This is a genomic window from Nonomuraea sp. NPDC050404 (assembly GCF_040655495.1).
Taxonomy (GTDB): domain Bacteria; phylum Actinomycetota; class Actinomycetes; order Streptosporangiales; family Streptosporangiaceae; genus Nonomuraea.
The window spans coordinates 1-20,813 of the sequence record NZ_JBFAKB010000030.1; the positions used below are offsets into that span (position 1 = coordinate 1).

General features: G+C 72.2%; 22 protein-coding genes. 8 read left to right on the forward strand and 14 right to left on the reverse strand.

What is annotated here, in order from left to right; translation table 11 throughout:
* Positions 1-101 precede the first annotated feature (101 nt).
* Both AB0I81_RS51080 and AB0I81_RS51085 read right to left on the reverse strand, forming a co-directional pair.
* Positions 102-1,247 (reverse strand): hypothetical protein, encoded by a 1,146-nt coding sequence (locus tag AB0I81_RS51080; RefSeq protein ID WP_360674638.1) that lies wholly within the window; start codon positions 1,245-1,247, stop codon positions 102-104.
* A 148-nt stretch (positions 1,248-1,395) separates the two neighbouring features.
* Complete coding sequence (locus AB0I81_RS51085) at positions 1,396-2,295, reverse strand: oxidoreductase (RefSeq protein ID WP_360674641.1); 900 nt, start codon at positions 2,293-2,295, stop codon at positions 1,396-1,398.
* Positions 2,296-2,473: 178 nt separating this feature from the next.
* On the opposite strand from AB0I81_RS51085, the gene AB0I81_RS51090 reads away from it, so the two are divergent.
* Together AB0I81_RS51090 and AB0I81_RS51095 are read left to right on the forward strand one after the other, a co-directional pair.
* The gene (locus tag AB0I81_RS51090; RefSeq protein WP_360674644.1) at positions 2,474-3,034 is read left to right on the forward strand and encodes a TetR/AcrR family transcriptional regulator; all 561 of its coding nucleotides are present in this window, start codon (positions 2,474-2,476) and stop codon (positions 3,032-3,034) included.
* Between the two features lie 66 nt (positions 3,035-3,100).
* Positions 3,101-4,888, forward strand: a complete 1,788-nt coding sequence (locus AB0I81_RS51095; protein WP_360674647.1) for an alpha/beta fold hydrolase — start codon at positions 3,101-3,103, stop codon at positions 4,886-4,888.
* Here AB0I81_RS51095 and AB0I81_RS51100 read toward each other — a convergent pair.
* On the reverse strand, positions 4,885-5,499 hold the full coding sequence (locus AB0I81_RS51100; protein WP_360674650.1) for a TetR/AcrR family transcriptional regulator: 615 nt from the start codon (positions 5,497-5,499) through the stop codon (positions 4,885-4,887). The genes AB0I81_RS51095 and AB0I81_RS51100 overlap by 4 nt on opposite strands.
* 26 nt (positions 5,500-5,525) lie before the next feature.
* On the opposite strand from AB0I81_RS51100, the gene AB0I81_RS51105 reads away from it, so the two are divergent.
* Entirely contained in the window at positions 5,526-6,149 is a 624-nt protein-coding gene (locus AB0I81_RS51105; protein ID WP_360674652.1) for a maleylpyruvate isomerase family mycothiol-dependent enzyme, read from the forward strand.
* Between the two features lie 5 nt (positions 6,150-6,154).
* Here the strand turns inward: AB0I81_RS51105 and AB0I81_RS51110 are convergent, their stop codons facing one another.
* Together AB0I81_RS51110 and AB0I81_RS51115 are read right to left on the reverse strand one after the other, a co-directional pair.
* Positions 6,155-7,261 (reverse strand): prolyl oligopeptidase family serine peptidase, encoded by a 1,107-nt coding sequence (locus tag AB0I81_RS51110; protein ID WP_360674655.1) that lies wholly within the window; start codon positions 7,259-7,261, stop codon positions 6,155-6,157.
* The gene (locus tag AB0I81_RS51115; RefSeq protein WP_360674658.1) at positions 7,245-7,814 is read right to left on the reverse strand and encodes a TetR/AcrR family transcriptional regulator; all 570 of its coding nucleotides are present in this window, start codon (positions 7,812-7,814) and stop codon (positions 7,245-7,247) included. Before AB0I81_RS51115 ends, AB0I81_RS51110 begins: the two co-directional genes overlap by 17 nt.
* A gap of 226 nt (positions 7,815-8,040) precedes the next feature.
* Between AB0I81_RS51115 and AB0I81_RS51120 the strand changes: the two genes are divergently transcribed.
* A complete protein-coding gene (locus AB0I81_RS51120) occupies positions 8,041-9,072 on the forward strand; it encodes an RNA polymerase subunit sigma-70 (RefSeq protein WP_360674661.1) in 1,032 nt (343 codons plus the stop codon).
* Positions 9,073-9,126: 54 nt separating this feature from the next.
* On the opposite strand, the gene AB0I81_RS51125 is transcribed toward AB0I81_RS51120, so the two are convergent.
* The gene (locus AB0I81_RS51125; RefSeq protein ID WP_360674994.1) at positions 9,127-9,690 is read right to left on the reverse strand and encodes a dihydrofolate reductase family protein; all 564 of its coding nucleotides are present in this window, start codon (positions 9,688-9,690) and stop codon (positions 9,127-9,129) included.
* 176 nt (positions 9,691-9,866) lie between these two features.
* On the opposite strand from AB0I81_RS51125, the gene AB0I81_RS51130 reads away from it, so the two are divergent.
* Complete coding sequence (locus AB0I81_RS51130) at positions 9,867-10,601, forward strand: LysR substrate-binding domain-containing protein (protein WP_360674664.1); 735 nt, start codon at positions 9,867-9,869, stop codon at positions 10,599-10,601.
* 36 nt (positions 10,602-10,637) lie between these two features.
* On the opposite strand, the gene AB0I81_RS51135 is transcribed toward AB0I81_RS51130, so the two are convergent.
* From AB0I81_RS51135 to AB0I81_RS51145, 3 genes are all read right to left on the reverse strand, one after another.
* Positions 10,638-12,353: an FtsX-like permease family protein gene (locus tag AB0I81_RS51135; protein ID WP_360674997.1), complete on the reverse strand. Its 1,716-nt coding sequence runs from the start codon at positions 12,351-12,353 to the stop codon at positions 10,638-10,640.
* Positions 12,354-12,427: 74 nt separating this feature from the next.
* Positions 12,428-13,171: an ABC transporter ATP-binding protein gene (locus AB0I81_RS51140; RefSeq protein ID WP_360674667.1), complete on the reverse strand. Its 744-nt coding sequence runs from the start codon at positions 13,169-13,171 to the stop codon at positions 12,428-12,430.
* Positions 13,168-13,689: a PadR family transcriptional regulator gene (locus AB0I81_RS51145; RefSeq protein WP_360674670.1), complete on the reverse strand. Its 522-nt coding sequence runs from the start codon at positions 13,687-13,689 to the stop codon at positions 13,168-13,170. The genes AB0I81_RS51140 and AB0I81_RS51145 overlap by 4 nt, the downstream gene beginning before the upstream one ends.
* Before the next feature lie 102 nt (positions 13,690-13,791).
* Here AB0I81_RS51145 and AB0I81_RS51150 point away from each other — a divergent pair, with 102 nt between their 5' ends.
* Genes AB0I81_RS51150 through AB0I81_RS51160 form a run of 3 tightly spaced genes read left to right on the forward strand, consistent with a single transcriptional unit; the run spans position 13,792 to position 16,289 of the window.
* A complete protein-coding gene (locus tag AB0I81_RS51150) occupies positions 13,792-14,538 on the forward strand; it encodes a TioE family transcriptional regulator (protein WP_360674673.1) in 747 nt (248 codons plus the stop codon).
* 40 nt (positions 14,539-14,578) lie between these two features.
* Positions 14,579-15,499 carry an RNA polymerase sigma factor SigJ gene (gene sigJ / locus AB0I81_RS51155; RefSeq protein ID WP_360674676.1) on the forward strand — a complete coding sequence of 307 codons (921 nt, stop codon included), beginning with the start codon at positions 14,579-14,581 and terminating at the stop codon, positions 15,497-15,499.
* A gap of 7 nt (positions 15,500-15,506) precedes the next feature.
* Complete coding sequence (locus tag AB0I81_RS51160; RefSeq protein ID WP_360674679.1) at positions 15,507-16,289, forward strand: alpha/beta hydrolase; 783 nt, start codon at positions 15,507-15,509, stop codon at positions 16,287-16,289.
* Between the two features lie 114 nt (positions 16,290-16,403).
* Here AB0I81_RS51160 and AB0I81_RS51165 read toward each other — a convergent pair whose 3' ends face one another.
* The 5 genes from AB0I81_RS51165 to AB0I81_RS51185 are packed head-to-tail and all read right to left on the reverse strand — an operon-like array spanning position 16,404 to position 20,709.
* Entirely contained in the window at positions 16,404-16,919 is a 516-nt protein-coding gene (locus AB0I81_RS51165) for a protein-tyrosine phosphatase family protein (RefSeq protein ID WP_360674682.1), read from the reverse strand.
* Between the two features lie 11 nt (positions 16,920-16,930).
* Positions 16,931-17,515, reverse strand: coding sequence for a CGNR zinc finger domain-containing protein (locus AB0I81_RS51170; protein WP_360674685.1), 585 nt, complete (start codon positions 17,513-17,515; stop codon positions 16,931-16,933).
* 44 nt (positions 17,516-17,559) lie between these two features.
* Complete coding sequence (locus AB0I81_RS51175) at positions 17,560-19,158, reverse strand: polyketide antibiotic transporter (protein ID WP_360674688.1); 1,599 nt, start codon at positions 19,156-19,158, stop codon at positions 17,560-17,562.
* Complete coding sequence (locus AB0I81_RS51180) at positions 19,155-20,057, reverse strand: ABC transporter ATP-binding protein (RefSeq protein WP_360674691.1); 903 nt, start codon at positions 20,055-20,057, stop codon at positions 19,155-19,157. Before AB0I81_RS51180 ends, AB0I81_RS51175 begins: the two co-directional genes overlap by 4 nt.
* Complete coding sequence (locus AB0I81_RS51185) at positions 20,050-20,709, reverse strand: TetR/AcrR family transcriptional regulator (protein ID WP_360674694.1); 660 nt, start codon at positions 20,707-20,709, stop codon at positions 20,050-20,052. The genes AB0I81_RS51180 and AB0I81_RS51185 overlap by 8 nt, the downstream gene beginning before the upstream one ends.
* Between the last annotated feature and the right edge of the window lie 104 nt (positions 20,710-20,813).

Sequence of the window (20,813 nt, forward strand, 5' to 3'; positions counted from 1 at the left end):
AGCGTCCGCCGCTCGTCCACACTCAGCACGAGCGGACGTCGTGGTCTGCCCGCCATCCCTCCATTAGATGACGAAACTCAAGACCGGGACACTAGCCGCCGTCAGCCGTTGGTGGTGCGCACCGCCAGGGTACGGAAGCGGCCCAGGCCCGTGTCGTAACGCGATCCGGCGCCCCAGACGGTCGAGGGGCCGATCGCGGCGGCGTCGGAGAGCGAACCGCCCGGCGCGAAGCTCTCCGCGGCCCAGGTGGTGCCCGTCCACCGCGCGACCACGCTGCCGACCGCGTACACCTGGGTCGCGGACAGGGCGGCCACGCCGTGGAAGCCGGCTCCGTCGTTCGGCGCGGTGGACATGACCGAGCGCTGCCACGTCTGCCCGTTCCAGTGCAGTGCGATCGGCACGACCCTGAAGTCGATCCAGCTGAACGCCCGGCCGACGATCCACACGTCGTTCGCCGACCGCGCGAACACGTCCTGCAGCACGGGCAGGTTGAACGTGCCGTCGGAGACCGCGCCAGGCACGTTCACCTGGGTCCAGGCGGAGCCGTCCCAGTGCAGCACGAGCCCGGCGACGGTGCCGCCGCCGTACCCGTCGTCGCCGGCGTTGCCGATGGCCCAGACGTCGTTCGCCGAGGCGCCGTCCACGTCGGTCAGCAGGTTGCGGATCGGGTCCGGGCTCGGGCTGGGCACGATGGACCAGCTCGTGCCGTTCCACCGCTGGATCAGGGTGCGGGTGTTCGGGGCCGCCGAGGTGCCGTACGAGCCGACCGCCCACGCGTTCGTGCCGGAGAAGGTCTTCACGCCGGACAACGACGCGCTGAGCGCGCCCGGCGGGGCAGGGGTGGGCACGATGCTCCACGAGCTGCCGTTCCACCGTTCGGCCAGCGGGCCGGTGGTGCCGGCGCCGACCGCCCAGACGTTGTCCGGCGCGCTGCCGTCCACCCCGTTGAGCCGGCCGCCGGTCGCCGGTGTGGTCACGATCGACCAGGCGCTGCCGTTCCAGCGTGCGGTGAGGGGCCGGACACTCGGCTGGCCCGGGTGTTCCGCGCGGCCGACCGCCCACGCGTCGGTGGTGGTCAGCGCGTCCACGCCCTCGAACGCGTTGAGCTCGTTCGAGGCGTTGGGCGTCGCGACCACCGCCCACGTCGCGGCGCCCGCGGGAGCGGCCGGCAGGAGCACAGCGACCTGCAGGGCCAGCAGGACGGGCAACACGCGCAGAGCGGCGCGAGTGCGCGAAGTGGACTTCATGACGAGCTCCTTTTCAGGCATGACAGGCGGGTCATCCCGCCTCGATGGCAGCCCGGCAGCCCGATGATTTCCCCGGACGGCAAGCTCGGCAAGGTCCACTAAACGCCGTCAGACCCGATGGCCTCAGGCGGGCCATCTCTTCCCGCGTTCAGCCCCCGATGGCCGCCAGGCGGGTCATCTCCTCTCCCGACAGCCGCAGCGCGCCCGCGGCCACGTTCTCGGCGAGGTGGGCGGGGTCGCCGGTGCCCGGGATGGCCAGCACGTTCGGCCCCTGGGCCAGCGTCCAGGCCAGCCGTACCTGGGCGGGCGTGACGTCGCGCTCGCGGGCGACGGCGAGCACCGCCTCGTCGTCGTCCCCGCCTGCTCCTGCCTCGCGCCCGGCGCCGGCGATCGCGAAGAACGGCACGTAGGCGATGCCCTGCTCGCCGCACTCCCGCAGCAGCTCGCGCTCGCCGGCCGCCGCGCCGACGCCGAAGGCGTTCTGCACGCAGACCACCGGGGCGACGGCCCGCGCCTCGGCCAGTTGCGCGGCGGTGACGTTGGAGACGCCCAGGTGGCGGATCAGCCCGGCCTGGCGCAGGTCGGCCAGCGCGCCGAAGTGCTCGGCGATCGAATCCGTTCTCCCGCTCACGGGAACCCGCAGGTTCACGACGTCGAGGTGGTCGCGGCCGAGCTGGCGCAGGTTCTCCTCGACCTGGCCGCGCAACTGCGCGGGACTCGCCCACCACCAGTCGCCGGACGGGTCCCGTCCCGGCCAGACCTTCGTGGTGATGACCAGGTCGTCCGGGTACGGCGACAGCGCCCGGTTGATCAGCTCGTTGGCCGACAACCGCGGCGAGAAGTAGAACGCGGCGGTGTCGATGTGGTTGACCCCGAGCTCGACCGCGTCGCGCAGCACGCCGATCGAACGCTCTCGGTTCACCGAGGCGTCAGAGGTGAAGGCGGCGCGGCCCGTCAGGCGCATCGCGCCGAATCCGATCCTGTTGACGGTCAGGTCGCCGAGCCGCCAGGTGCCCGCGGACGCCGCCGGGGTCGTGCGTGTGGTCATGGTGAATCCTCGCGTCGGACTGCTGAAACAAAAAAAGCCTCCCCGGGCGGAGGCGAGTCCGGCCGAGAAGGCTTCAGCAGTGACCACAGCATATCACTGTTGATCAGGCGGGCTTGCACATGCGTCATCGCGTGGGGCGAACTTGCGAAAATAGGCAGACCGGTCTACTTTTCCGGGTGTGGGACGCAAAGGTGACGACACGCGCGGGCGGTTGCTCGACGCGACGCAGGAACTGGTCGAGGCCGGTGGGTACTTCGGCGCCGGGATGAACCAGGTGATAGCGGCCAGCGGCATGCCTCGCGGATCGCTCTACTTCCACTTCCCCGGCGGCAAGGACCACATGGTCGCCGAGTCGCTGCGGCGGTCCGGACACAGGATCGAGATGGCCGCGCAGGAGCTGGCCGAGACCGCACCCGACGCCGCCGCCCTGGTCACCGGGATGCTCGGTCTGCTCGGCGATCGGCTGGAGGAGTCGGGCTGGCGCAAGGGATGCCCGGTGGCCACGGTCGCCCTGGAGATGGCGGCCGGCCATGACGAGTTGCAGCAGGTGTGTGCCGGGGTCTACGACTCCTGGGAGGGCGCCCTGCGCGACCGGCTGATCGCCGACGGGCATCCCGAGGCCGAGGACGTCGCCACGACCGTGCTCGCCCTGATCGAAGGGGCGCTGCTGCTGGCCAGGACGCGGCGCAGCCGGGAGCCGCTCGAACGCGTGGGCCGGCGGATCACGACCCTGCTTTAAGAAGGGGCGGGCGGCCTGCCGTTCGCATGTCCTGAAAATATGTAGACCGATCTACTGGAGAAGCTCATGCAACCCGACTCGATCGTCTTCGGCGCCGCCGGCTTCACCGGGCGCTTCCTCGTCGCCGAACTGCTGCGAAGGGGGCACGCGGTCGCCGCGGCGGCCCGTTCCGGCGGGGAGAGCCTGACGTCCTGGCTTGAGGAGCAGGGCATCTCCCCGGACGGCCTGACCGTCGTCCGGGCCGACATCACCCGCCCCGGCCTCGGCCTACCTGCGGAGGCGGACCTGGCGGCGGTGCGCGACGTCTACAACTGCGCAGGCCGGTACGCCTTCGGCCTCACCGCGGAAGAGGCGCGGGCCGCGAACGTGACCGGGGCGCTGCACATTCTGGACTGGGCCGCCGGCCTGGCGAAACTCCGGCGCGTGGTGCACATCTCCGGGTACCGGGTGGGCGGCGCGAAGGACCCTCGCGGGCTGGGGGCGTACGAGGCGTCGAAGGTCGAGGCGGACGTGGCCGTCCGGGCGCGCGCCCGTGACCTGGACCTGCCGCTGAGCATCGCCAACCCCGCCAGCGTGATCGGTCCCGGCCAGTTCGTCGGCCTGGCGAGCGTGGTGTCGGATCTGTGGCACGGGCGGCTGCCCGCCGTTCCCGGGGGCGGCGAGGTGTTCGTCCCGGTGGTCGAGGCCGGGTACTTCGCGGCCTTCATGGCCAACCTGCCCGAGCACGATCGGGGGCCGCTCAGCGCCTATTGGGTGCTCGACGACCGGACTCCGGTCCTGCCCGAGCTCGTGGAGTTGCTGGCCGGGCACATGGGGGTGCGGGCGCCCCGGCGTACGGTCCCGGTCGGGCTGCTGCGGCTGCTTCCCCGCGCGCTGACCGGCGTGGACCCCGAGACGCTGTCGTTCCTGTCCTCCGACCGGTACGACACCGCGCCCGCCGACGCCTTCGCCGAGCGGACCGGGCTGCGTCCGCCGGCGGTCGAGGCGGCGCTCACGACCTGGGCCGACGACCTGGTGGCGGCCCGATTCGGGCAGGCGGCGGCGCCGCGCGGCCCGTACGGGTACCGGCGGGTGGCGGGGGTGCCGACCTGGGTGGAGGGCGAGCCGGAACGGCCCGGCTACGTGCTGCTGCACGGGCTGCCGCTGGACTCCGGCTCCTGGGCGGAGGTCAGGGACGGGCTCGACGCCCCCACGCTGGCAGCCGACCTCCCCGGCCTCGGCCGCTCAGGTCCTGCCGGCGGCCGACTCACCGAGAGCGGGGCCCTGCCATCCTCTAACGCGCGACCATCTTCCAACGCGCGGCCTGCCGATGACGCCCGGTTCGCCGACCGCCGTCTGCCCGCCAGCGAGTGGCTCGCCGAGTTGTTGCGGCCCGCGAACACCCGGCCGGTTCTCGTCGCGCACTCGCTGGCCTGCATCCCCGCCATCCACTACGCCGCGGCCCACCCCGACCGCGTCTCCCGTCTGGTGCTGGTCGCCCCGGCCTTCCTCCAGGCTCCTTCGTCCCGGCTGCTGCGCTCGGCCGCGGCCGCTCCCCTGCTGCGGCGGATGTCGGCGGAACGCCTGGCGGGTACGCTCGGCGTACCCGAGAGCCCTGCCGTGGCCACCGCGGCGGCGAATCTGGCCCGCCCCGGTGCGGCCCGCCGGGTGGTCGCCGCCATGCGGGCCGCCCACGCGGGCCGTGAGGAGCTGCGGCGGGCCCTCGACCGGGTGGAGGTCCCCGTGGAGATCGTCGTGGGATCGGCCAACCCGCTGACGGCGGCGGTGGACAGGCCCGTGACCACGATCGACGGCGCCGGGCACTACCCGCAGCTCACCCACCCCGGCGAACTGGCCGCCATCATCGCCGGTTAGGGCGGGCCGAGCACGTCCGGGGTGACCAGGGCGCGGGCGGCGTCGGCGAAGTACTGTTCGGGGGCCGTGTCGGTCAGGCCGAGGATGACACCCTGGCTGAGGCCGACCAGGAGCGCGCGCAGCGCCGTGGCCAGGCGTCGCGCCTGCCGGGACGTGAGCGCGGCCCCGTCGTGGGTCATGCCGGTGAACAGCGTGGTGAGCCGCTCCTCGTGCCCCCGTACGGAGGCGGCCAGCTTGGGCCGCAGCTCCGGATCGCGCAGGGCCAGGTCCTGCAGGCTGATCTCGAACGACAGGTGCCGCAGCGCGTCGGGATCGTCGCACTGGCGCCGGTAGTGACGGGCGAAGGCGTCCACCGCCCCGCCCACCTCGGGACCGGCGGCGGCGAGTTGCTCCAGGTCCTCGTAGTGCGGGCCGAGGTATTCGGTGAGGACCGCGATCAGCAGGCCCGTCTTGTTGCCGAACAACGAGTAGACGGCACCGGTCGTCAGGCCCGCCTGCTCGGCGATCTCCTCCAGCTTGGCCCGGTGGCCGTCCCTGGCGACGGCCTGGCGCGCGGAGGTCACCAGGGCCCGCCGGTTACGTTCCTTGGCCTCCGCCCTTGTCACTCTCATAATCTCATTATTACAGTAATCTGATTATGAGAGAAGAGATCAAGACCATGATCGCGGCCGAGCGCCGGGAGCTCGCGACGATGCTGGACGGCCTGACCCCCGCCCAGTGGGACGCCCCGAGCCTGTGCGACGGCTGGCGGGTGAGAGAGGTGGCCGCCCACCTGTCGCTGGGGTTTCGCAGCCCGCTGCCCGCGATGTTGCTGCACCTGGTCAGGGCAGGCGGCAACCTCGACCGGATGACCGACCGGCGGGCCCGCCACGACGCGGCCACCCTGTCCACCACGGATCTGGCCCGCGCGATGCGCGACAACGCGCACCACCCCTGGAAGCCGCCGGTCGGCGGCATCGCGGCCGCGCTGGGCCACGACGTGGTGCACGGCCTGGACATCACGGTCGCGCTCGGTCTCGAACGCCGGGTGCCGGAAGAGCGCGTGCGCGTCCTGCTGGACAACGTCACCGCCCGGACCGCGAAGTTCTTCGGCGCCGACCTTACGGGCGTCGAACTGCGGGCCGACGACCTCGGCTGGTCCTTCGGCACCGGCACGCCGCTGACCGGCGCCGCCCAGGACCTGCTGCTGGTCGCCTATGGCCGGAAACTGCCGCCCGGCCATCTGCGCGGGCAGGCGAGCGATCGGTACGTAGCCGTCTGAGCGGGTTACGCCAGGAAGTCACGTACGAGCCGGTCGTAGCGGGCGCGATCCACGTTCCACGCCTCCGTGTGCTCGCCCCGCGCGAACGGCTCGAACCGGATCTGCCAGCCGAGGCGCTTGCCGACCTCGACCAGGGCGTACATCTCCTGGATCGGATGGTCGCTGTCGGGGACGGTGTGGATCAGCAGGAGGGGCGGCCTGACCTTCGGCGGGTGGCGGATCAGGCTGAGCCGGTCCGTGTCGATCCCGGTGCGCCACTCGGTGATCTGATTCGTCAGCCCGGCCACGAAACCGGGCAGGCCGAGGTTTCTGGCGCCCTGTTCCGCGGTCATGCCCACGTCGATCATGGGCGCGTCCATGACGACCTTGTCGACCAGGCTCGCCAGGGGTGACCTGGCCAGGAACTGCCCGACGATCTGGCCGCCCATCGAGGTGCCGTACAGGATGAACCGCCGCGCCCCCATCGTCCGCGCCTGGCGCACGGCGGCCTCCAGGTCACGCCACTCCGAGTCGCCCAGGTGCAGCAGCCCGTCGGGCGAGGGTGGCGCGCCTTCGTCGTTGCGGTAGGTGATGTCCAGGAAGGGCAGCCCGCGTTCGTGCACGATGGGCAGGATCTTCAGCTCCGCCTTGCGCCGCCCGTTCTGCCCGTGCACGGCGACGACCCAGGTGTCGCTCTCGCCGGGCACGTACCAGGCCGGCGCGGGCCCGAGCTCGGTGGGCACCATGATCTCGGTGTAGTCGATCCCCCAGGCGACCTTGGGATCGCCGGGCGGCACGTTGCCGAAGTGCCCGGGGGTGCCCACCGAGGGCACCGGCCCGCGCAGCACCTTGCGCGTCACCCGGCCGGGCGCGCGGGCCACGACGTCTCCGAGCATCGAGTACGCGCCGGTCCACTCCAGCCAGTACGTGCCCGGCTTGGCGGTCTGCGGCGTCTGCTCCAGCGTCACCAGGTCACCTTGTACGGCGAGAACTCTGGTGTTACTCGTGCCGTAGTGCACGACCTTGATCGCCTGGTCGCTGCCGTACCAGCCGCCCACCCCCGTCACCGCGACCAGGACGACCAAGGCCGCCACACCCGCGACCCACCACCGCCGCCTACTTCCTGACGCCATCGAGAGTCCTCCTCACCGTACGCTCACACAGCGCGCGGAAGCCGTCTTCCTCCAGGTCGATGCGGCCACCGAGGTAGAGCTGCACGAGCCCCTGCACGGCCGAGGTGAGCGCCATGGTCACCTCCAGCGGGTCGTCCTCACGCAAGATCCCTTCACGCATGCCCTCCTCGACCAGCACGACGAGGTTCCTGAACGGCGACCCGCCGGTCTCGAAGTCGCCGGGGAAGCGCCGGGCCCGTTCGCGGTGGTCGGTCATGAGGAACGTGTACAGATGCGGCCGCCCCAGGGCGAAGTCCAGAAAGTCCGCCAGCTGACCGAACGCCCGCTCCTCCCAGGAACCGCCGGGTGCTTGCTTGCCCCACCGCGCGGCCAGTTCCCGGAAGGCCCGCTCGGCCACCGTGTCGAGGAGCGCCTGACGGTTCGGGAAGTGTTTGTAGGCCGCCATCGGCGACACGCCCGCCAGGTCGGCGACCCGCCGCATGGTGACGGCCCGCGCCCCCTCCCCCACGAGGATGCCCTGCGCCGCGTCGGCGATCCGTTCCGCTGCGTTCATGGTGTACACAGTAAACCAATGAGGTATACGACGTACACCTGGATGATGGCTCGCCGTGGCCGAAGCCGGCGAGCCGAGGTTCCCGTGGTGCTCGCCGAAATCGGGCGGATATGGCCGGCCGGCAAAGATCGGGTTCAGGTGCTGCCGAGGTTGCCGGCGATGAGCCGGTCGGCACCGCATCGTCAGTTCTGTCAGCCCTCACGCACCTGTGGAAGGATTGATGACCATGACCGACGCCAGACCGCTGGGCGCCGACGAGGCCACGTTCATCGCGGCGGCCCGCTCGGGCGACACGGCGCGGTTCGCACTCATCTCGGAGCGCCACCGGCGTGAGCTGCAGGTGCACTGCTACCGGATGCTCGCGAACTACGAGGACGCCCAGGACATGACGCAGGAGACGTTCCTGCGAGCGTGGAACAAGCGGGAGTCGTTCAGGGGCCACGCGACCCTGCGGACCTGGCTGTACCGGATCGCGACGAACGCCTGCCTCGACTTCCTGGAGAAGCGCAACGACCGCACACCCGTGCCGTCCGAGCTCCCGGACCCCGACTCCGAGGTGCTGTACCTGCAGCCCTACCCCGACCGGATGCTCCCCGAGGACCCGCAGGAATCGGTGGTGGCGCGGGAGACGATCGAGCTGGCGTTCATCGTCGCCGTCCAGCACCTGCCGCCGCGGCAGCGGGCGGCGTTCATCCTGCGCGACGTCCTCGGCTGGCCGGCGTCGAAAGCCGCCGACGCCCTCGAACTGACCGTCGCATCGGTGACCAGCGCACTGCAGCGGGCCCGTGTGACGATGCGAGAGCAACTGCCCGGCCGCCGCCTCGACTGGCGAAGCCCCGCCACCCACGAGTTGTCGAATGACGAGCGCGGCGTGGTGAAGTCGTATATCGACGCCCATGAGCGCAACGACCTCGACGGGCTGATGTCCCTGCTGCGCGACGACCTGCGTTTCGCGATGCTGCCCGAGCCGGGCACATCGACCATTACGGCCAAGGACGCGGTGGACGGCTGGGTCTCCCATGGGCTCTTCCAGCACGGCTACGACGACTGGCGTTGTATCACCACGACCGTCAACCGCATGCCTGCCGCCGTGCTGTACCTCCGCGCCCCCGACGACCCGGAGTACCGGCTGTTCAACATCGCGGTCCTGCACATCGTCGACGGGAAGATCGCCGAGCTCACCGGATTCGACGCCACGGACAAACCCTGGCTGGGCCTGCCCGCGAGCCTGTCGTCAGACGGCCGAGGGTCACGGTGAGCGCGCCGGGAAGGATGTGGACCTGGCCTCACGAGCCGAGCAGCTGGCCCGTGCTCATCGCCTCGTCTCATATCGGGTCAGCACCACGCCGCCGGGAAACGTCCGCGTCTCCACCAGGTTCAGGTTCACCCAGCTGTCCAGGGCTGTGAAGAACGGCGTGCCGCCGCCCAGCAAGACCGGTGCGGTGACCAGCGCGTACTCGTCGATCAGTCCGGCCCGCATGGCCGCTGCGGCAAGTGTGGCGCCGCAGATGTCCATGGGGCCGCCGTCTTCGGCCTTGAGCCGGGTGATCTCGGTGACCGCGTCGCCGGTGACCAGGCGGGTGTTCCAGTCGACCGTGCCGGTCGTCGAGGAGAACACCACCTTCGGCATGTCCCGCCAGCGGCGGGCGTACTCGATCTCCGCCGGTGTGGCGCCGGGCTGCTGGTCGGCGGTCGGCCAGTGGGAGCTCATCATCTCCCACAGTTTGCGCCCGTACAGCGCCAGGCCGGTCTCCCCCACCCGGTCGGACCACCACTGGAACAGCTCGTCGCTCGGTACGCTCCAGCCGATGTCGTCGCCGGGCGCGGCGATGTAGCCGTCCAGGCTCAGGTTCATGCCGAAGATCAGTTTCCGCATCGTGCCAGCCTCCTGTGAGTCGATCTCACTCGTACAGACGGGCACGGCGCGGAAACCTAATCGGTGCGCGATCCGGATCCCGTCCACGGTCATCGCCTGCTCCTCGGCGTGGTCTTGACCAGCATGAACGTGGCGATCGGCGGCTCGGTGCGGTCAGCGGGCATCGGCTGCCTCCGGTGCGCCGAGGACAGCGGGCCTGGAACGAGGCGGCCGCGGTGGTGCGCCGGCTGGAGGCGTTGCTCACCCCGAGCGGCGGCATCGACCCCGCCGTGCTGCGCCGCACTTTCACCGTCCAGGCCGCGGACCTGGTCGGCGCGGCACTGGCGCCGGGCCTGCTCGACCTGGCCAGGCGCCAGGCGCCAGGCGTCTCGCTGCGGGTGCTGGCCGAGGAGTGGGAGGCGAGCCCCGCATTGCGCGAGGGCCGGATCGACCTGGAGCTCGGAGCCATCGACCACGTCGATCCGGAGACCCGGGTCGAGGAGCTGGTCACGCTGCGGATGGCGGCCGGCGTCAGGGCCGGGCACCCGCTCACCGAGGAGCCCCTGACGCCCGCCGCGCTCGCCGCGGCCGAGCACGTGGCGGTCAGCCGCCGGGGACGCTTCACCGGCCCGCTGGACGCGGCGCTGGCCGAGCACGGGCTCAGCCGGCGGGTCGGCGCCGTCCTGTCCGGCCACCTGGCGGCGATGATGCTGGCCGCGACCGGCGACGCGGTCTGCCTGGTGCCCATCGCGCTGCCGGGCGAGCCCTCTTCACCCCTCAGCGACGCGGCGTACGCGCTGGGACTCCGTCTCCTGGACATCCCGCTGCCCCTGCCACCGCTGACGATCGGCATGGCCTGGCATCCGCGCCACACGGCCGACGGGGCGCACCAGTGGCTGCGTGGTGCCGTGCGCCGGGTGCTCCGTCCATAGCGATCGGAAACGTCAAGCTGCTCGACGAGGTGGCGGTCAGGCCGTCTCCGCGCTGAGGGTGCGGGCCACGGACCGCCGGGCCGCCAGGCGCGCGGGTACGGCGGTCAGCGCCGCCGTTGCCAGGAGGGTCGTGAGCACGGCCGTGAGCAGCCACGAGAGGGGAGGTGCCGTCATCGGCCCGTTGCCGAAGAGCCGGAACAGGACCAAGCCCAAGGGAACGCCGGCGACGGCGCCGGGCAGGACGGGCAGGAGCTGGGCCGCGGACAGTCCCGCGGAGACCTGGCCGGGGGTGGCGCCGAGCGTGCGTGCGATGGCCATGCTCGCCGTGGCCTCCATCGCCGTGGTCCAGGTGAGCGTGATGGTGTTCACCGCGGCGAGGGCGATCAGGGCGATGGTGACCATCAGCAGCAGGTGGCGGTCCTGCTCGTTGCGCAGGTTCGGCAGCATGGAAGAGCCCAGGCCGTAGCCCTGCTCCTGCTGGGCGTAAAAGGTCAGCAGGGCGGTCACGGCGGTCATCGTGGCGGCGGTGGCGCACGCGTGCAGCAGGGCGCGGCCCGGCCGGCGGGCGGTCAGGCGCAGCCCGAGCAGGAGCGGGGTGGGCAGCAGCGCGGACAGGGAGGTCAGCCGGGGACGGTGGCGGGGCCGGCGGGCGGTTCCGGCCAGCGCGGTGACCGTGGCGGTGCGCAGCGCCCGCAGCGTGGGAGCCAGGGTGGCCAGCGCCGCCACCGCCACCGCCAGGGCGGTCGTCGCGGCGATGGTGAAGCCGCTCAGTCCGGCGTCGCCGACGATCAGGCTGGCGCTGGGACTGGCGAAGGCGGGCGCGGCCAGGCGGGCGAGCGTCAGCCCCACCACGTCGGCCAGCAGCGCCAGAACCAGGTATTCGGTGAACAACACGGCGGCGATCAGGCCGGGGGTGGCGCCCACCGCCTTGAGCACCCCGGCCCGGTACGTCTGCGCGGCGGCGCGCCCGGCGGCCATCGCGGCCACTCCGGTGACGGCCAGGAAGGCGAGCAGCCAGCTGCCGACGACCAGGATCGGCTGGCTGGTCCTGATGAGGTTGGTGTTGCGCAGGGCCATGTCCTGCCAGGCGGCCCACCACATCCGGGTCGTGCGGATGGGATGGGCGTCGATGAAGGCCAGGGTGGCGGCGGGGTCGCGCAGCTTGAGGTCCAGGGCCATGGTCACCGGAAGGTCCCGGGAGGATGCCAGCGCCCGGGCATCCGGCGGGGTCAGCCAGGCCAGGCCGCTCCAGATGCTCGGGCCGCCGCCCGGGCCGATCTGCCGCGCCCACGGGTAGATGGTGGTGGCGGCGGTGACGGCGATCCCGACGACGGGGTACGACCGGCCCGCGATGGTGGCGTGGTCGCCCACGTGCACGCCCAGCGCTGCGGCGAAGCCCTGTTCGAGTACGGTGCCGCCGGGGCGTACCCACTGGCCCGAGGTCACCAGCGGGCGGTTGACCGCGCCCGGTTCCTCGGCGGCGGCGTGGACCACCACGTTGGAGGTGGCGCCGCGCGCGGTGAGCGTGGCGTACACCATGCGGTAAGGACCGTTGCGGGCGACGACCGCGGGATCGCGTGTCAGCGAGTCCAACGCTGGGGTCACGGCGGGGCCCGCGTCGGGGGCGAGCGCCACCAGGTCGGGCCCGGCGGTGGCCTCGCGGGTCTGCCGGTAGAGCGTCTGGGACGTCTCGCCCAGGGACAGGCCCAGGGCGAAGGTGGCGGTGGCGGCGCTCACCGCGAGCAGCAACATCACGCAATGGGTCCTGTGTCGGCGTATGTCGGTCAGCACGAGGCGCGCGACGAGCACGATCGAGCCCAATGCGATCAGCTTTCCAGCCCGATCAGGCCGCCGAGCCGCCCACTGCCAGTGCTGGTGCCGGTGCCGGCCAGGCGCAGGTCGTCCACGAACATGCCGTCGCGCATCGAGACCAGGCGGTCGGCGGTGGCCGCGACCCGTTCGTCGTGCGTGACGATCACGAGGGTCTGCCCGGCGGAACGCAGCTCCTGGAAGATCCTCAGCACGTCCAGGGTCGCCGTGGTGTCGAGGTTGCCGGTGGGCTCGTCGGCCAGGACGACCAGCGGGTCGTTGGCCAGCGCGCGGGCGATCGCGACCCGCTGACACTGCCCGCCGGACAGCTGCGACGGCAGATGCCGGGCGCGGCCGGCGAGCCCCACCCGGTCCAGCAGGGCACCGGCACGCCGCCTGGCCTCGCGCCGCGACTGCCCGGCCAGCAGCGCGGGCAACTCCACGTTCTCGGCCGCCGACAACTCCTCCACCAGGTGAAAAGCCTGGAAGACGAACCCCACGGAACGGCGCCGCATCCGCGCCAGCGCCCGCTCGCTCAACGCGTCGATACGGCGGCCGGCCAGCCACACCTCCCCGCGACTCGGCCGCTCCAGGCCGCCCAGCAGGTGCAGAAGGGTAGATTTCCCGCAGCCGCTGGGCCCCATCACCGCCAGCGTCTGACCTTCGGGCACCTCCAGGTCGACGTCATCGACCGCGCGGACCAGGCTCTCCCCGTGACCGTGGTGCTTCACCAGGCCGCGCACCCGGACCAGTCCGTTCATCCGTCATCCGCCCCGGACCAGGCCCGCTCGCAGGCGTCCAGCCAGCGCAGGTCCGCCCGCAGCCGCAGCACGACCCCCTCCAGCAGCAGCCCGGCGCCCGACCCGGCCGGTTCGGCGAGCGCCGTCTGCTGCGCATCACGCAGGCGGCGCAGCAGCTCACGGCGCTGCGCCGCCACCAACTCCACCGGGTCGGCCAGCCGGGCCGCGCGCGCCGCGACGAGCTTGAGATGGAACTCCGCCAGGTCCGGCTTCGGCCAGCCCACCTCGCCCAGCCAGGCCATCACCCGCTCCTGACCGGCCGGGGTCAGCGCGTACACCTTGCGCTCCGGCCGCTCGGGCAGGCCGTCCGCCCGCTCGCCGGTGACGAGTCCCGCCTTTTCCAGCCGGGCCAGCGTCACGTAGATCTGGCCGGGGTTCATGGACTCGCCCAGCGGGCCGAGGCTCCGCCGTAGCAGGGCGCGCAGGCCATAGCCGTGTGACGGCTCTTTGGCGAGCATCGCCAGCACTGCGTCCTGCACTTCATCCCCCCACGGTTGGCCAATAGATAGCCGTCAGCAGGTGCGGTGTCAAACGCCGTACGCTTGTCTGACCCGGCCGGCTGGACGAGCGAGGAGCGTGGCGTGAACCTACCGGTGTACCGGCCTGTGCACCTTGCCAGGGAGCACGGGATTTCCACGCAGGCGGTACGCAACTACGAGCGCGACGGCATGCTCCCGCCGGCCGAACGCACGCCCAGCGGCTACCGCAGCTACACCACCGTGCACGTGCACGCCCTGCGCGCGTACCTGGCGCTCATTCCCGCGCACGGCTACGCGACCGGCGGGCAGGTCATGCACGCGGCCAACCGGGGGGACGTGGACGCCGCGCTGCTGGCGATCGACCGCAGCCACGCCCAGTTGCTGCGCGACCGCGAGACGCTCGACGCCGTCGAGGCGGCCGTCGGCTCGCTCACCCAGCCGCTGGCCGCCGATCCCCCGGACGGCCCGCTGCTGATCGGTCACCTGGCGCACCGGCTGGGCCTGTCGCCGGCGACCCTCAGGAAGTGGGAACGCGCCGGGATTCTCGCGCCGGAACGCGACCCGCGTACCCACCAGAGGCACTACACCGCGGGCGACATCCGCGACGCCCGGCTCGCCCACATGCTCAGGCGCGGCGGTTTCCCGCTGGAGCACATCACCACGGTCATGCGGCAGGTACGCAGCGCCGGCGGCCCCGAGCCGCTGGCCCACTCGCTCGGCGACTGGCGGCGGCGGCTCGCCGACCGCGGGCGGGCCATGCTGATCGCGGCGGGCAAGCTCGCCGACTACCTCGATGTGCTGGACGAGGCGCGAGGGCACGGGAACGCGCGGGAAGGCAGCGGCGCCTGATCGTTTGTCACGGCCGGAGCGGTTTCGTCGTCTTATTGGTATGCGAGCGGACAACTCCGAGTTCGAACGGTACCGCGCCCATCTGACCGAGGTCGCCTACCGGATCCTGGGCACGCTGGCCGACGCCGAGGACGCCGTTCAGGAGGCGTACCTGCGCTTCACCCGTGCGCAGGAGAACGAGCTGCGGGATGTGCGGGCCTGGCTGACCACGGTGGTCGCGCGGATCTGCCTGGATGAGCTGGGTTCGGCCCGGGTCAGGCGGGAGAGCTACGTCGGCCCGTGGTTGCCCGAGCCGCTCGTCGGCGCCACGGGGGACCGTGCGCTGTCGCCGCCGGGCCCGAGCCCGGAGGAGCAGGTGATCCTGGACGAGTCGGTCAGCATGGCGATGCTCGTCCTGCTCGAATCGCTCAGCCCCGCGGAGCGGACCGCCTTCGTGCTGCGCGAGGTGCTCGGCCTGTCCTACCAGGAGGTCTCGGCGGTGGTGGGCCGCAGCGAGGTGGCCTGCCGCCAGCTCGTGGCCAGGGCCAGGGGTCATGTACGCAGCCGCGCCCCCCGCTTCACCCCCGACCACGGTCAGCACGCGCACGCGGTCGAGGCGTTCATGAAGGCGTGCTTCGAGGGTGGCTTCGACGAGCTGATCCAGGTGCTGGACCCGGAGGTCGTCCTGCGCTCCGACGGCGGCGGGCTGGTCCCCGGGGTGGCGCGCCGGCCCGTCTTCGGCGCGGACAACGTGGCGCGGCTGCTGCTCGGCGTCGCCGCCAGGCATGTCGTCACGCCGCTGCTCAGCACCGTCAACGGGGCGACCGGCCTGGTCTTCGAGGCCGAGGGCGGCGTCGTCGGGGTGATGGGGTTCAGCGTGGCCGGGAACCTGATCACTGAGATCTACTTCGTGGTCAATCCCGACAAGCTCAGCCGAGTCCTTCGCGGGCGCAACCCTGCCAGAACCGATCACAAGGAGTAGAGAGAATATGTCTTCGCTCGCGTTCACCCGTGCCGGCACGGGCCCGCCCCTGGTGTTACTGCACGGCCTCGGATCCTCGCGGCACGTCTGGGACCCCGTCATCCCCGTGCTGGCCGAGCGCTTCGACGTGCTGGCCGTTGATCTGTCCGGCTTCGGGGACTCCGAGCCGCTGCCGTCGCACGTCGAGCCGCTTCCGGCGGCGCTGGCCGCGATCGTGGCGGGTTTCCTGCGGGAGCTCGGCATCACCAACCCGCACCTCGTCGGCCACTCGCTCGGCGCATGGGTGTCACTCGAACTCGCCCAGCTCTGCCCGGCGGCGTCACTGACGCTGATCTCACCGGCCGGGTTGTGGCGCGGCGCCACCCCGGTGTACCAGCGGGCCAGCCTGCACGCCATCCGGTGGTTCACCGAGCACGGCGAGGGCGTGCTGTCGCACCTGGTGAACTACCGTCCGGGACGTCTCGTCGTCTTCGCCCAGACCCATGGGCGGCCCGCCCGGATGACTCCCGACCACGCGCGGACCAACATCTGGGGCATGGGCCGCTGCCCCGGTTTCCACGCCACCTCCAAGGCCGTCGCCAGACGTTGCTACCGGGCGGGAGCACCGCTCAGCGTTCCGACGACCGTCGCGTTCGGCTCGCGCGACCTCCTGCTGCTGCGCCGCTCCCGCCACCTGGACCAGCTTCCGCCCGGCACCCGGGTCAGCTCGCTGCCGGGCTGCGGCCACGTCCCCATGTCCGACGACCCGGACGCCGTCGCCGGGCTCATCACCGAATCCGCCCGCGTCTGAGCTACGGGCCTTTCGTGTACGCCTTCCGGTAGGAGGTGGGAGTCACTCCCACCTCTCTCCTGAAGCAGGTCGCGCACGTACGCGACGGGTGCCGGTGTCTCGTCAGAAAGGCGATCATTCACCGTGCGATGGTTGTCGACCCTGCTCAGGTTCCGCAACCGAATACCCGCCGGGCGACGGCGGGAAGCGCCGGATCCAGCGGCGCTGCCACGGGGTCTCGACGGCCCGGGGGTGGTGGTGCTCGCGGGTCCAGGTGACGGCGTCGGCCGGGTCGAGGCCGGACAGGATGGCGAGGCAGGCGATGACCGTGCCGGTGCGTCCGATGCCGCCGCCGCAGGCGACCTCCACCGCGGTGCCCGCCCGCGCCCGGTCGTGCAGCGCGCGGATGTGCCGTACGGCCAGGTCGCGGTCGCGGGGCAGCAGGAAGTCGGGCCAGTCGATCCACTCCTGCGGCCACCGCAGCTCACCCTCGTGGCGGCGGCGTAGCCGGTCGGAGCCGAGGTACAGGCCGAAGGCGGGCGTCGGGCCCTCCGGGAGCGGATGGCGCAGGCCGCGGCCGCGGATCCAGGTGCCGTCGGGAAGCTGGAAGGCGCCCGCGAGTGGCGGCCGGTCGGAGGTCGGATTCTGCATCGGGTTCTCTTTCATCGAGTGGGAAGTCGGTTCCGGGCGCGGTGGTTGGCGACGTTGAGGCGGTTGCCGCACAGGTCGGGCATGCAGTAGACGCGCCGCCCGCCGCGGCTGGTGTCGACGAACACGCCGCGGCAGCCGGGAGCGACGCAGGCGCGGAACCGGCCGTGGCCGAGGGCCCGTACGGCGCCGAGCAGGCCGACGCCGATGATCGCGGCCAGTTCCCCGGCCGGCGACGCGCCCGGCGCGGTGGGGACGTACCACTGCCAGCGTCCGCCGGCGTCGCGGTCCAGCACCGGGCTGAGGCCGGCGCGTCTGGACAACACGATGGCGCCCGCGACCGCCTGCTCCTCCGTCTCGGTCTCCACGACGCCGCGCGCCTCCCTGCGCAGCAGGTGCACCTCGCGGACGTCGCCGTCGGTCGGCGTCCGCCCGTCCGCCAGGGCGTCGAGCCGCAGCTCATGCTCCTGGAGGAAGCTCAGCAACGCCTCGGGGGTGGGCAGGGTGTCGCCCGCCGTGGTCTGCACGGTGGGTGAGGTGTTGGCGAGATCGCCCGCCAGGGCCGCCCCCACCGCATAGTCGGTGATGGAGATCCGCATGCCTCACCCGCCTCCCAGTAACCGTTAAAAAGAGAATATACCCCTTACTGGAAGTCGCGGCGACGAAGGGCGAGCAGCGCGCCGCCGAGCAGGACCGCGGTGACGGCGAGCAGGGTCAGGACCGGCACGGCGTCCGGCGGTGTCGCGGTGAAGGCGTTGGGGATGTAGTGCAGCGGTTCCAGCGGGCTGCCGCCCCACTGCCCGTACAGGGGGCCCGCGACCTGCCCGAGCACGGCGGTCATGATCCAGACGATCCAGGAGATCGCCACGCTCGCCCGCGGCAGCAGCCCGTACGCGAGCATGGACACCGCCCCCACACACCAGACGGCCGGCACTGCCCCCAGCGCCCCGGCCAGGAAACGGGGCAGGTCGGCGGCCAGGTCGCCGACGAGCACCGAGTACAGCGTGCCGAACACGAGCCCGGCCACGGCCAGCAGCGCCGCGGTGCCGAGCCCGGTCACGGTCAGGTGCCCGGCCGCCCACCGGAGCCGGGTCACGGGGGTGGCCTGGACGGCCTCCGCGCGGCCCGAGCTCTCCTCCGCGCGCAGCCGCAGCGTCATGAGGACCGGGTAGAGGGCGATGGCGTAGGCGAGAATCAGGATCAGGTACCAGGAGTAGGCGCCGAGCAGCTCGTTCCCCGGCATGCCCAGGGTGTTCCTGATGTTGTCCACCACAATGCTGGGGCGTGCCAGCAGATCCCGGGCCAGCGGGCTCAGCGCCGCACCCGCCGCCGCGAAGAACGCGACCCCGGCCGCCCATTTCGCCAGCAGGCCGCGGTGCAGCCGCCAGGCCAGGCTGATCGGGCCGCGCAGCTCCGGGGCCCGCGCGCGGCCGGGGCGTTCCGGCAGCAGCCCGGCGCCGAGGTCGCGGCGGCCGAGCAACCGGTAGGCGACGGCGAGCAGGGCGGCGCCGGCCAGGATGGAGACCCCGAGCATCCACCAGCGTTCGTGCTGGTAGGGCCGCACCAGATGGCTCCAGCCGATCGGGGACAGGCTTTTCAGCCAGGGCTGCCCGCTCGCGTCGCCGGCGTAGCGCATCACGTAGGAGACGGCGAGCACCGACAGGCCGATCGCGGTCGCCGTACGGGCGTCGCGGGCCAGCTGGGCGGCGACGGCGGCGATGCCGGCGAACACCCAGCCGGCCACCGCGATGGCGGCGCCGTAGGCGAGCGAACCGGCCGGTTCGAGCCCGATCCCGATGAGCACGCCGGCCGTCACCAGCCCGCCGGTCAGGCTGACCCCCGCCGCCACCAGCATCGCGGCGGTCAGCTGGGCGGGACGGCTCACGACGGCCGAGCGGACCAGCTCGCCGCGGCCGGCGTCCTCCTCCGCGCGGGTGTGCCGGACGACGGACATGACGGCCGCCAGCGCGCTCGCCAGGTAGAGGAACCCGCCGCTGCGCCACGTGGCGAGCACCTCCAGCCGCGGCTCGACGGACGCGCCGCCGAGCCCCCGCAGGAACGCGTTGCCGCGGATGACGTCGAGATAGGCGAGTTTGAGCTGGTAGGTGCCCATGTTCCGGTCGACGTAGGCGACCATCGCCAGGCCCAGGGCCACGATCAGCAGGATCCACCAGGGGGCGATGCCCCGCTCCCTGCGCAGCGCCAGGCGGGCCAGGTGGCCGGTGCCGGTGAGCGGGTTCATCGTGCCGCTCCCGCGCGCCGGTCGTAGTGCCGCAGGAACAGCTCTTCCAGCGTGGGGGGCCTGCTGACGAGGCCGCGTACGCCGCTGTCGGTGAGGTGCCGCAGCACGTCGTCCAGGGCGCCGGTGTCGACGTCGAACCACACCCGGTCGCCCTCGGCGCGCAGGCCGTGCACGCCGGGCAGGCCCGCCAGCCCCTCGGCCGGCGCAGCCAGGTCGGCCCGGATGGAGGTGCGGGTGAGATGGCGCAGGTCGGCCAGGGTGCCGCTCTCGACCGTGCGCCCGTCCCTGATGATGGTCACCCGGTCGCACAACTCCTCGACCTCGGCCAGGATGTGGCTGGACAGCAGCACGGTACGGTCCCCGCGGCGCTGCTCCTGGCGTACCGTCTCGCGGAAGACCTCCTCCATGAGGGGGTCCAGGCCGGAGGTGGGCTCGTCGAGGATGAGCAGTTCGGCGCCGGAGGCCAGCGCGGCGACCAGGGCGACCTTCTGGCGGTTGCCCTTGGAGTAGGTGCGGCACTTCTTGCGCGGGTCCAGGTCGAAGCGCTCCAGTAACTCGGCGCGGCGCCGCTCGTCGAGGCCGCCGCGCAGCCGTCCGAGCAGGTCGATCACCTCGCCGCCCGACAGGTTCGGCCACAGCGTGACATCGCCGGGCACGTAGGCCAGCCTGCGGTGCAGCTCCGCCGCCTCGGCCCACGGGTCGCCGCCGAGCAGCCGCGCAGAGCCCGCGTCGGCGCGCAACATGCCGAGCAGGACCCGGATCGTGGTGCTCTTGCCCGCGCCGTTGGGCCCCAGGAAGCCGTGCACCTCGCCGGCGCCCACGACGAGGTCGAGGCCGTCCAGCGCGTGGGTGCCGCCGAACGTCTTGACCAGGCCCGTCACTGAGATCGCGTCACTCACCGGGGTGCTCCTTGGTTTGCGCTCCGGTCCTGTTCAGGGCGTCGCGGTAGGCGGCGGCCTCCTCCTGGCCGAGCCAGGGGTGGGAGTAGAGGTCGAGCACGGTCAGGGCGAGCAGGTGGGTGCCTTCCTCGCTGGACACGTCGGCGCCCAGCCCACGGGAGACGTGCTCGTGCAGGATGCCGACGGCCAGGGCCATCGCGGTGCCCACCGTCGCCCTGGCCTTCCGGTTCGCGAAGGGGGTGTCGGAGCGGCGCTCGTCGAGCCGGGCGAGCCACTGCTCGCCCATCCGCGCCATCGCGTCGAACACCGGCTCCGCCCGCCCCTCGGTCAGGGCACGGGACAGGTATCGCTGGTACGGGCCGATCGCCGCCATGGAGGCCCCGACGTAGTTGACGCCGCTGACTCCGGTGTCGGCGCTGACCTGCTCGTTGATCCTGCTGATCAGTTTGACCAGGTGGTCGTCGCACGCCTCGCGCAACTTCTGCTTGGTGCCGAAGTGATGGCGCAGCAGCCCCGGGGACACGCCGGCGGTCTCGGCGATCGCCCGGGTTGTCGCCCCCTCGAAGCCGTGCTCCCCGAAGTGCCGCAGTGCGGCGTCTCTGATCCGCGCGCGGGCGGTCAGGTCCTCAGGGTCGGGTGTTGGTGTCGTCACTGCCCATGACTCCTATTCGTTCGCACAAGAAGTTGTGCGTACGGCGAGCATACTATGCACTTGCATAGCCGGTGTGACACGACCATGACGTGGCGCGGATGAGG

Excerpts from the sequence above, each read along its gene's own strand:
- AB0I81_RS51080 (WP_360674638.1), bottom strand. The coding sequence starts at position 1,247 with ATGAAGTCCACTTCGCGCACTCGCGCCGCTCTGCGCGTGTTGCCCGTC.
- AB0I81_RS51085 (WP_360674641.1), bottom strand. The coding sequence starts at position 2,295 with ATGACCACACGCACGACCCCGGCGGCGTCCGCGGGCACCTGGCGGCTC.
- AB0I81_RS51095 (WP_360674647.1), top strand. The coding sequence starts at position 3,101 with ATGCAACCCGACTCGATCGTCTTCGGCGCCGCCGGCTTCACCGGGCGC.
- AB0I81_RS51100 (WP_360674650.1), bottom strand. The coding sequence starts at position 5,499 with ATGAGAGTGACAAGGGCGGAGGCCAAGGAACGTAACCGGCGGGCCCTG.
- AB0I81_RS51105 (WP_360674652.1), top strand. The coding sequence starts at position 5,526 with ATGAGAGAAGAGATCAAGACCATGATCGCGGCCGAGCGCCGGGAGCTC.
- AB0I81_RS51110 (WP_360674655.1), bottom strand. The coding sequence starts at position 7,261 with ATGGCGTCAGGAAGTAGGCGGCGGTGGTGGGTCGCGGGTGTGGCGGCC.
- AB0I81_RS51115 (WP_360674658.1), bottom strand. The coding sequence starts at position 7,814 with ATGAACGCAGCGGAACGGATCGCCGACGCGGCGCAGGGCATCCTCGTG.
- AB0I81_RS51120 (WP_360674661.1), top strand. The coding sequence starts at position 8,041 with ATGACCGACGCCAGACCGCTGGGCGCCGACGAGGCCACGTTCATCGCG.
- AB0I81_RS51125 (WP_360674994.1), bottom strand. The coding sequence starts at position 9,690 with ATGCGGAAACTGATCTTCGGCATGAACCTGAGCCTGGACGGCTACATC.
- AB0I81_RS51135 (WP_360674997.1), bottom strand. The coding sequence starts at position 12,353 with ATGTTGCTGCTCGCGGTGAGCGCCGCCACCGCCACCTTCGCCCTGGGC.
- AB0I81_RS51140 (WP_360674667.1), bottom strand. The coding sequence starts at position 13,171 with ATGAACGGACTGGTCCGGGTGCGCGGCCTGGTGAAGCACCACGGTCAC.
- sigJ (WP_360674676.1), top strand. The coding sequence starts at position 14,579 with ATGCGAGCGGACAACTCCGAGTTCGAACGGTACCGCGCCCATCTGACC.
- AB0I81_RS51160 (WP_360674679.1), top strand. The coding sequence starts at position 15,507 with ATGTCTTCGCTCGCGTTCACCCGTGCCGGCACGGGCCCGCCCCTGGTG.
- AB0I81_RS51165 (WP_360674682.1), bottom strand. The coding sequence starts at position 16,919 with ATGCAGAATCCGACCTCCGACCGGCCGCCACTCGCGGGCGCCTTCCAG.
- AB0I81_RS51170 (WP_360674685.1), bottom strand. The coding sequence starts at position 17,515 with ATGCGGATCTCCATCACCGACTATGCGGTGGGGGCGGCCCTGGCGGGC.
- AB0I81_RS51175 (WP_360674688.1), bottom strand. The coding sequence starts at position 19,158 with ATGAACCCGCTCACCGGCACCGGCCACCTGGCCCGCCTGGCGCTGCGC.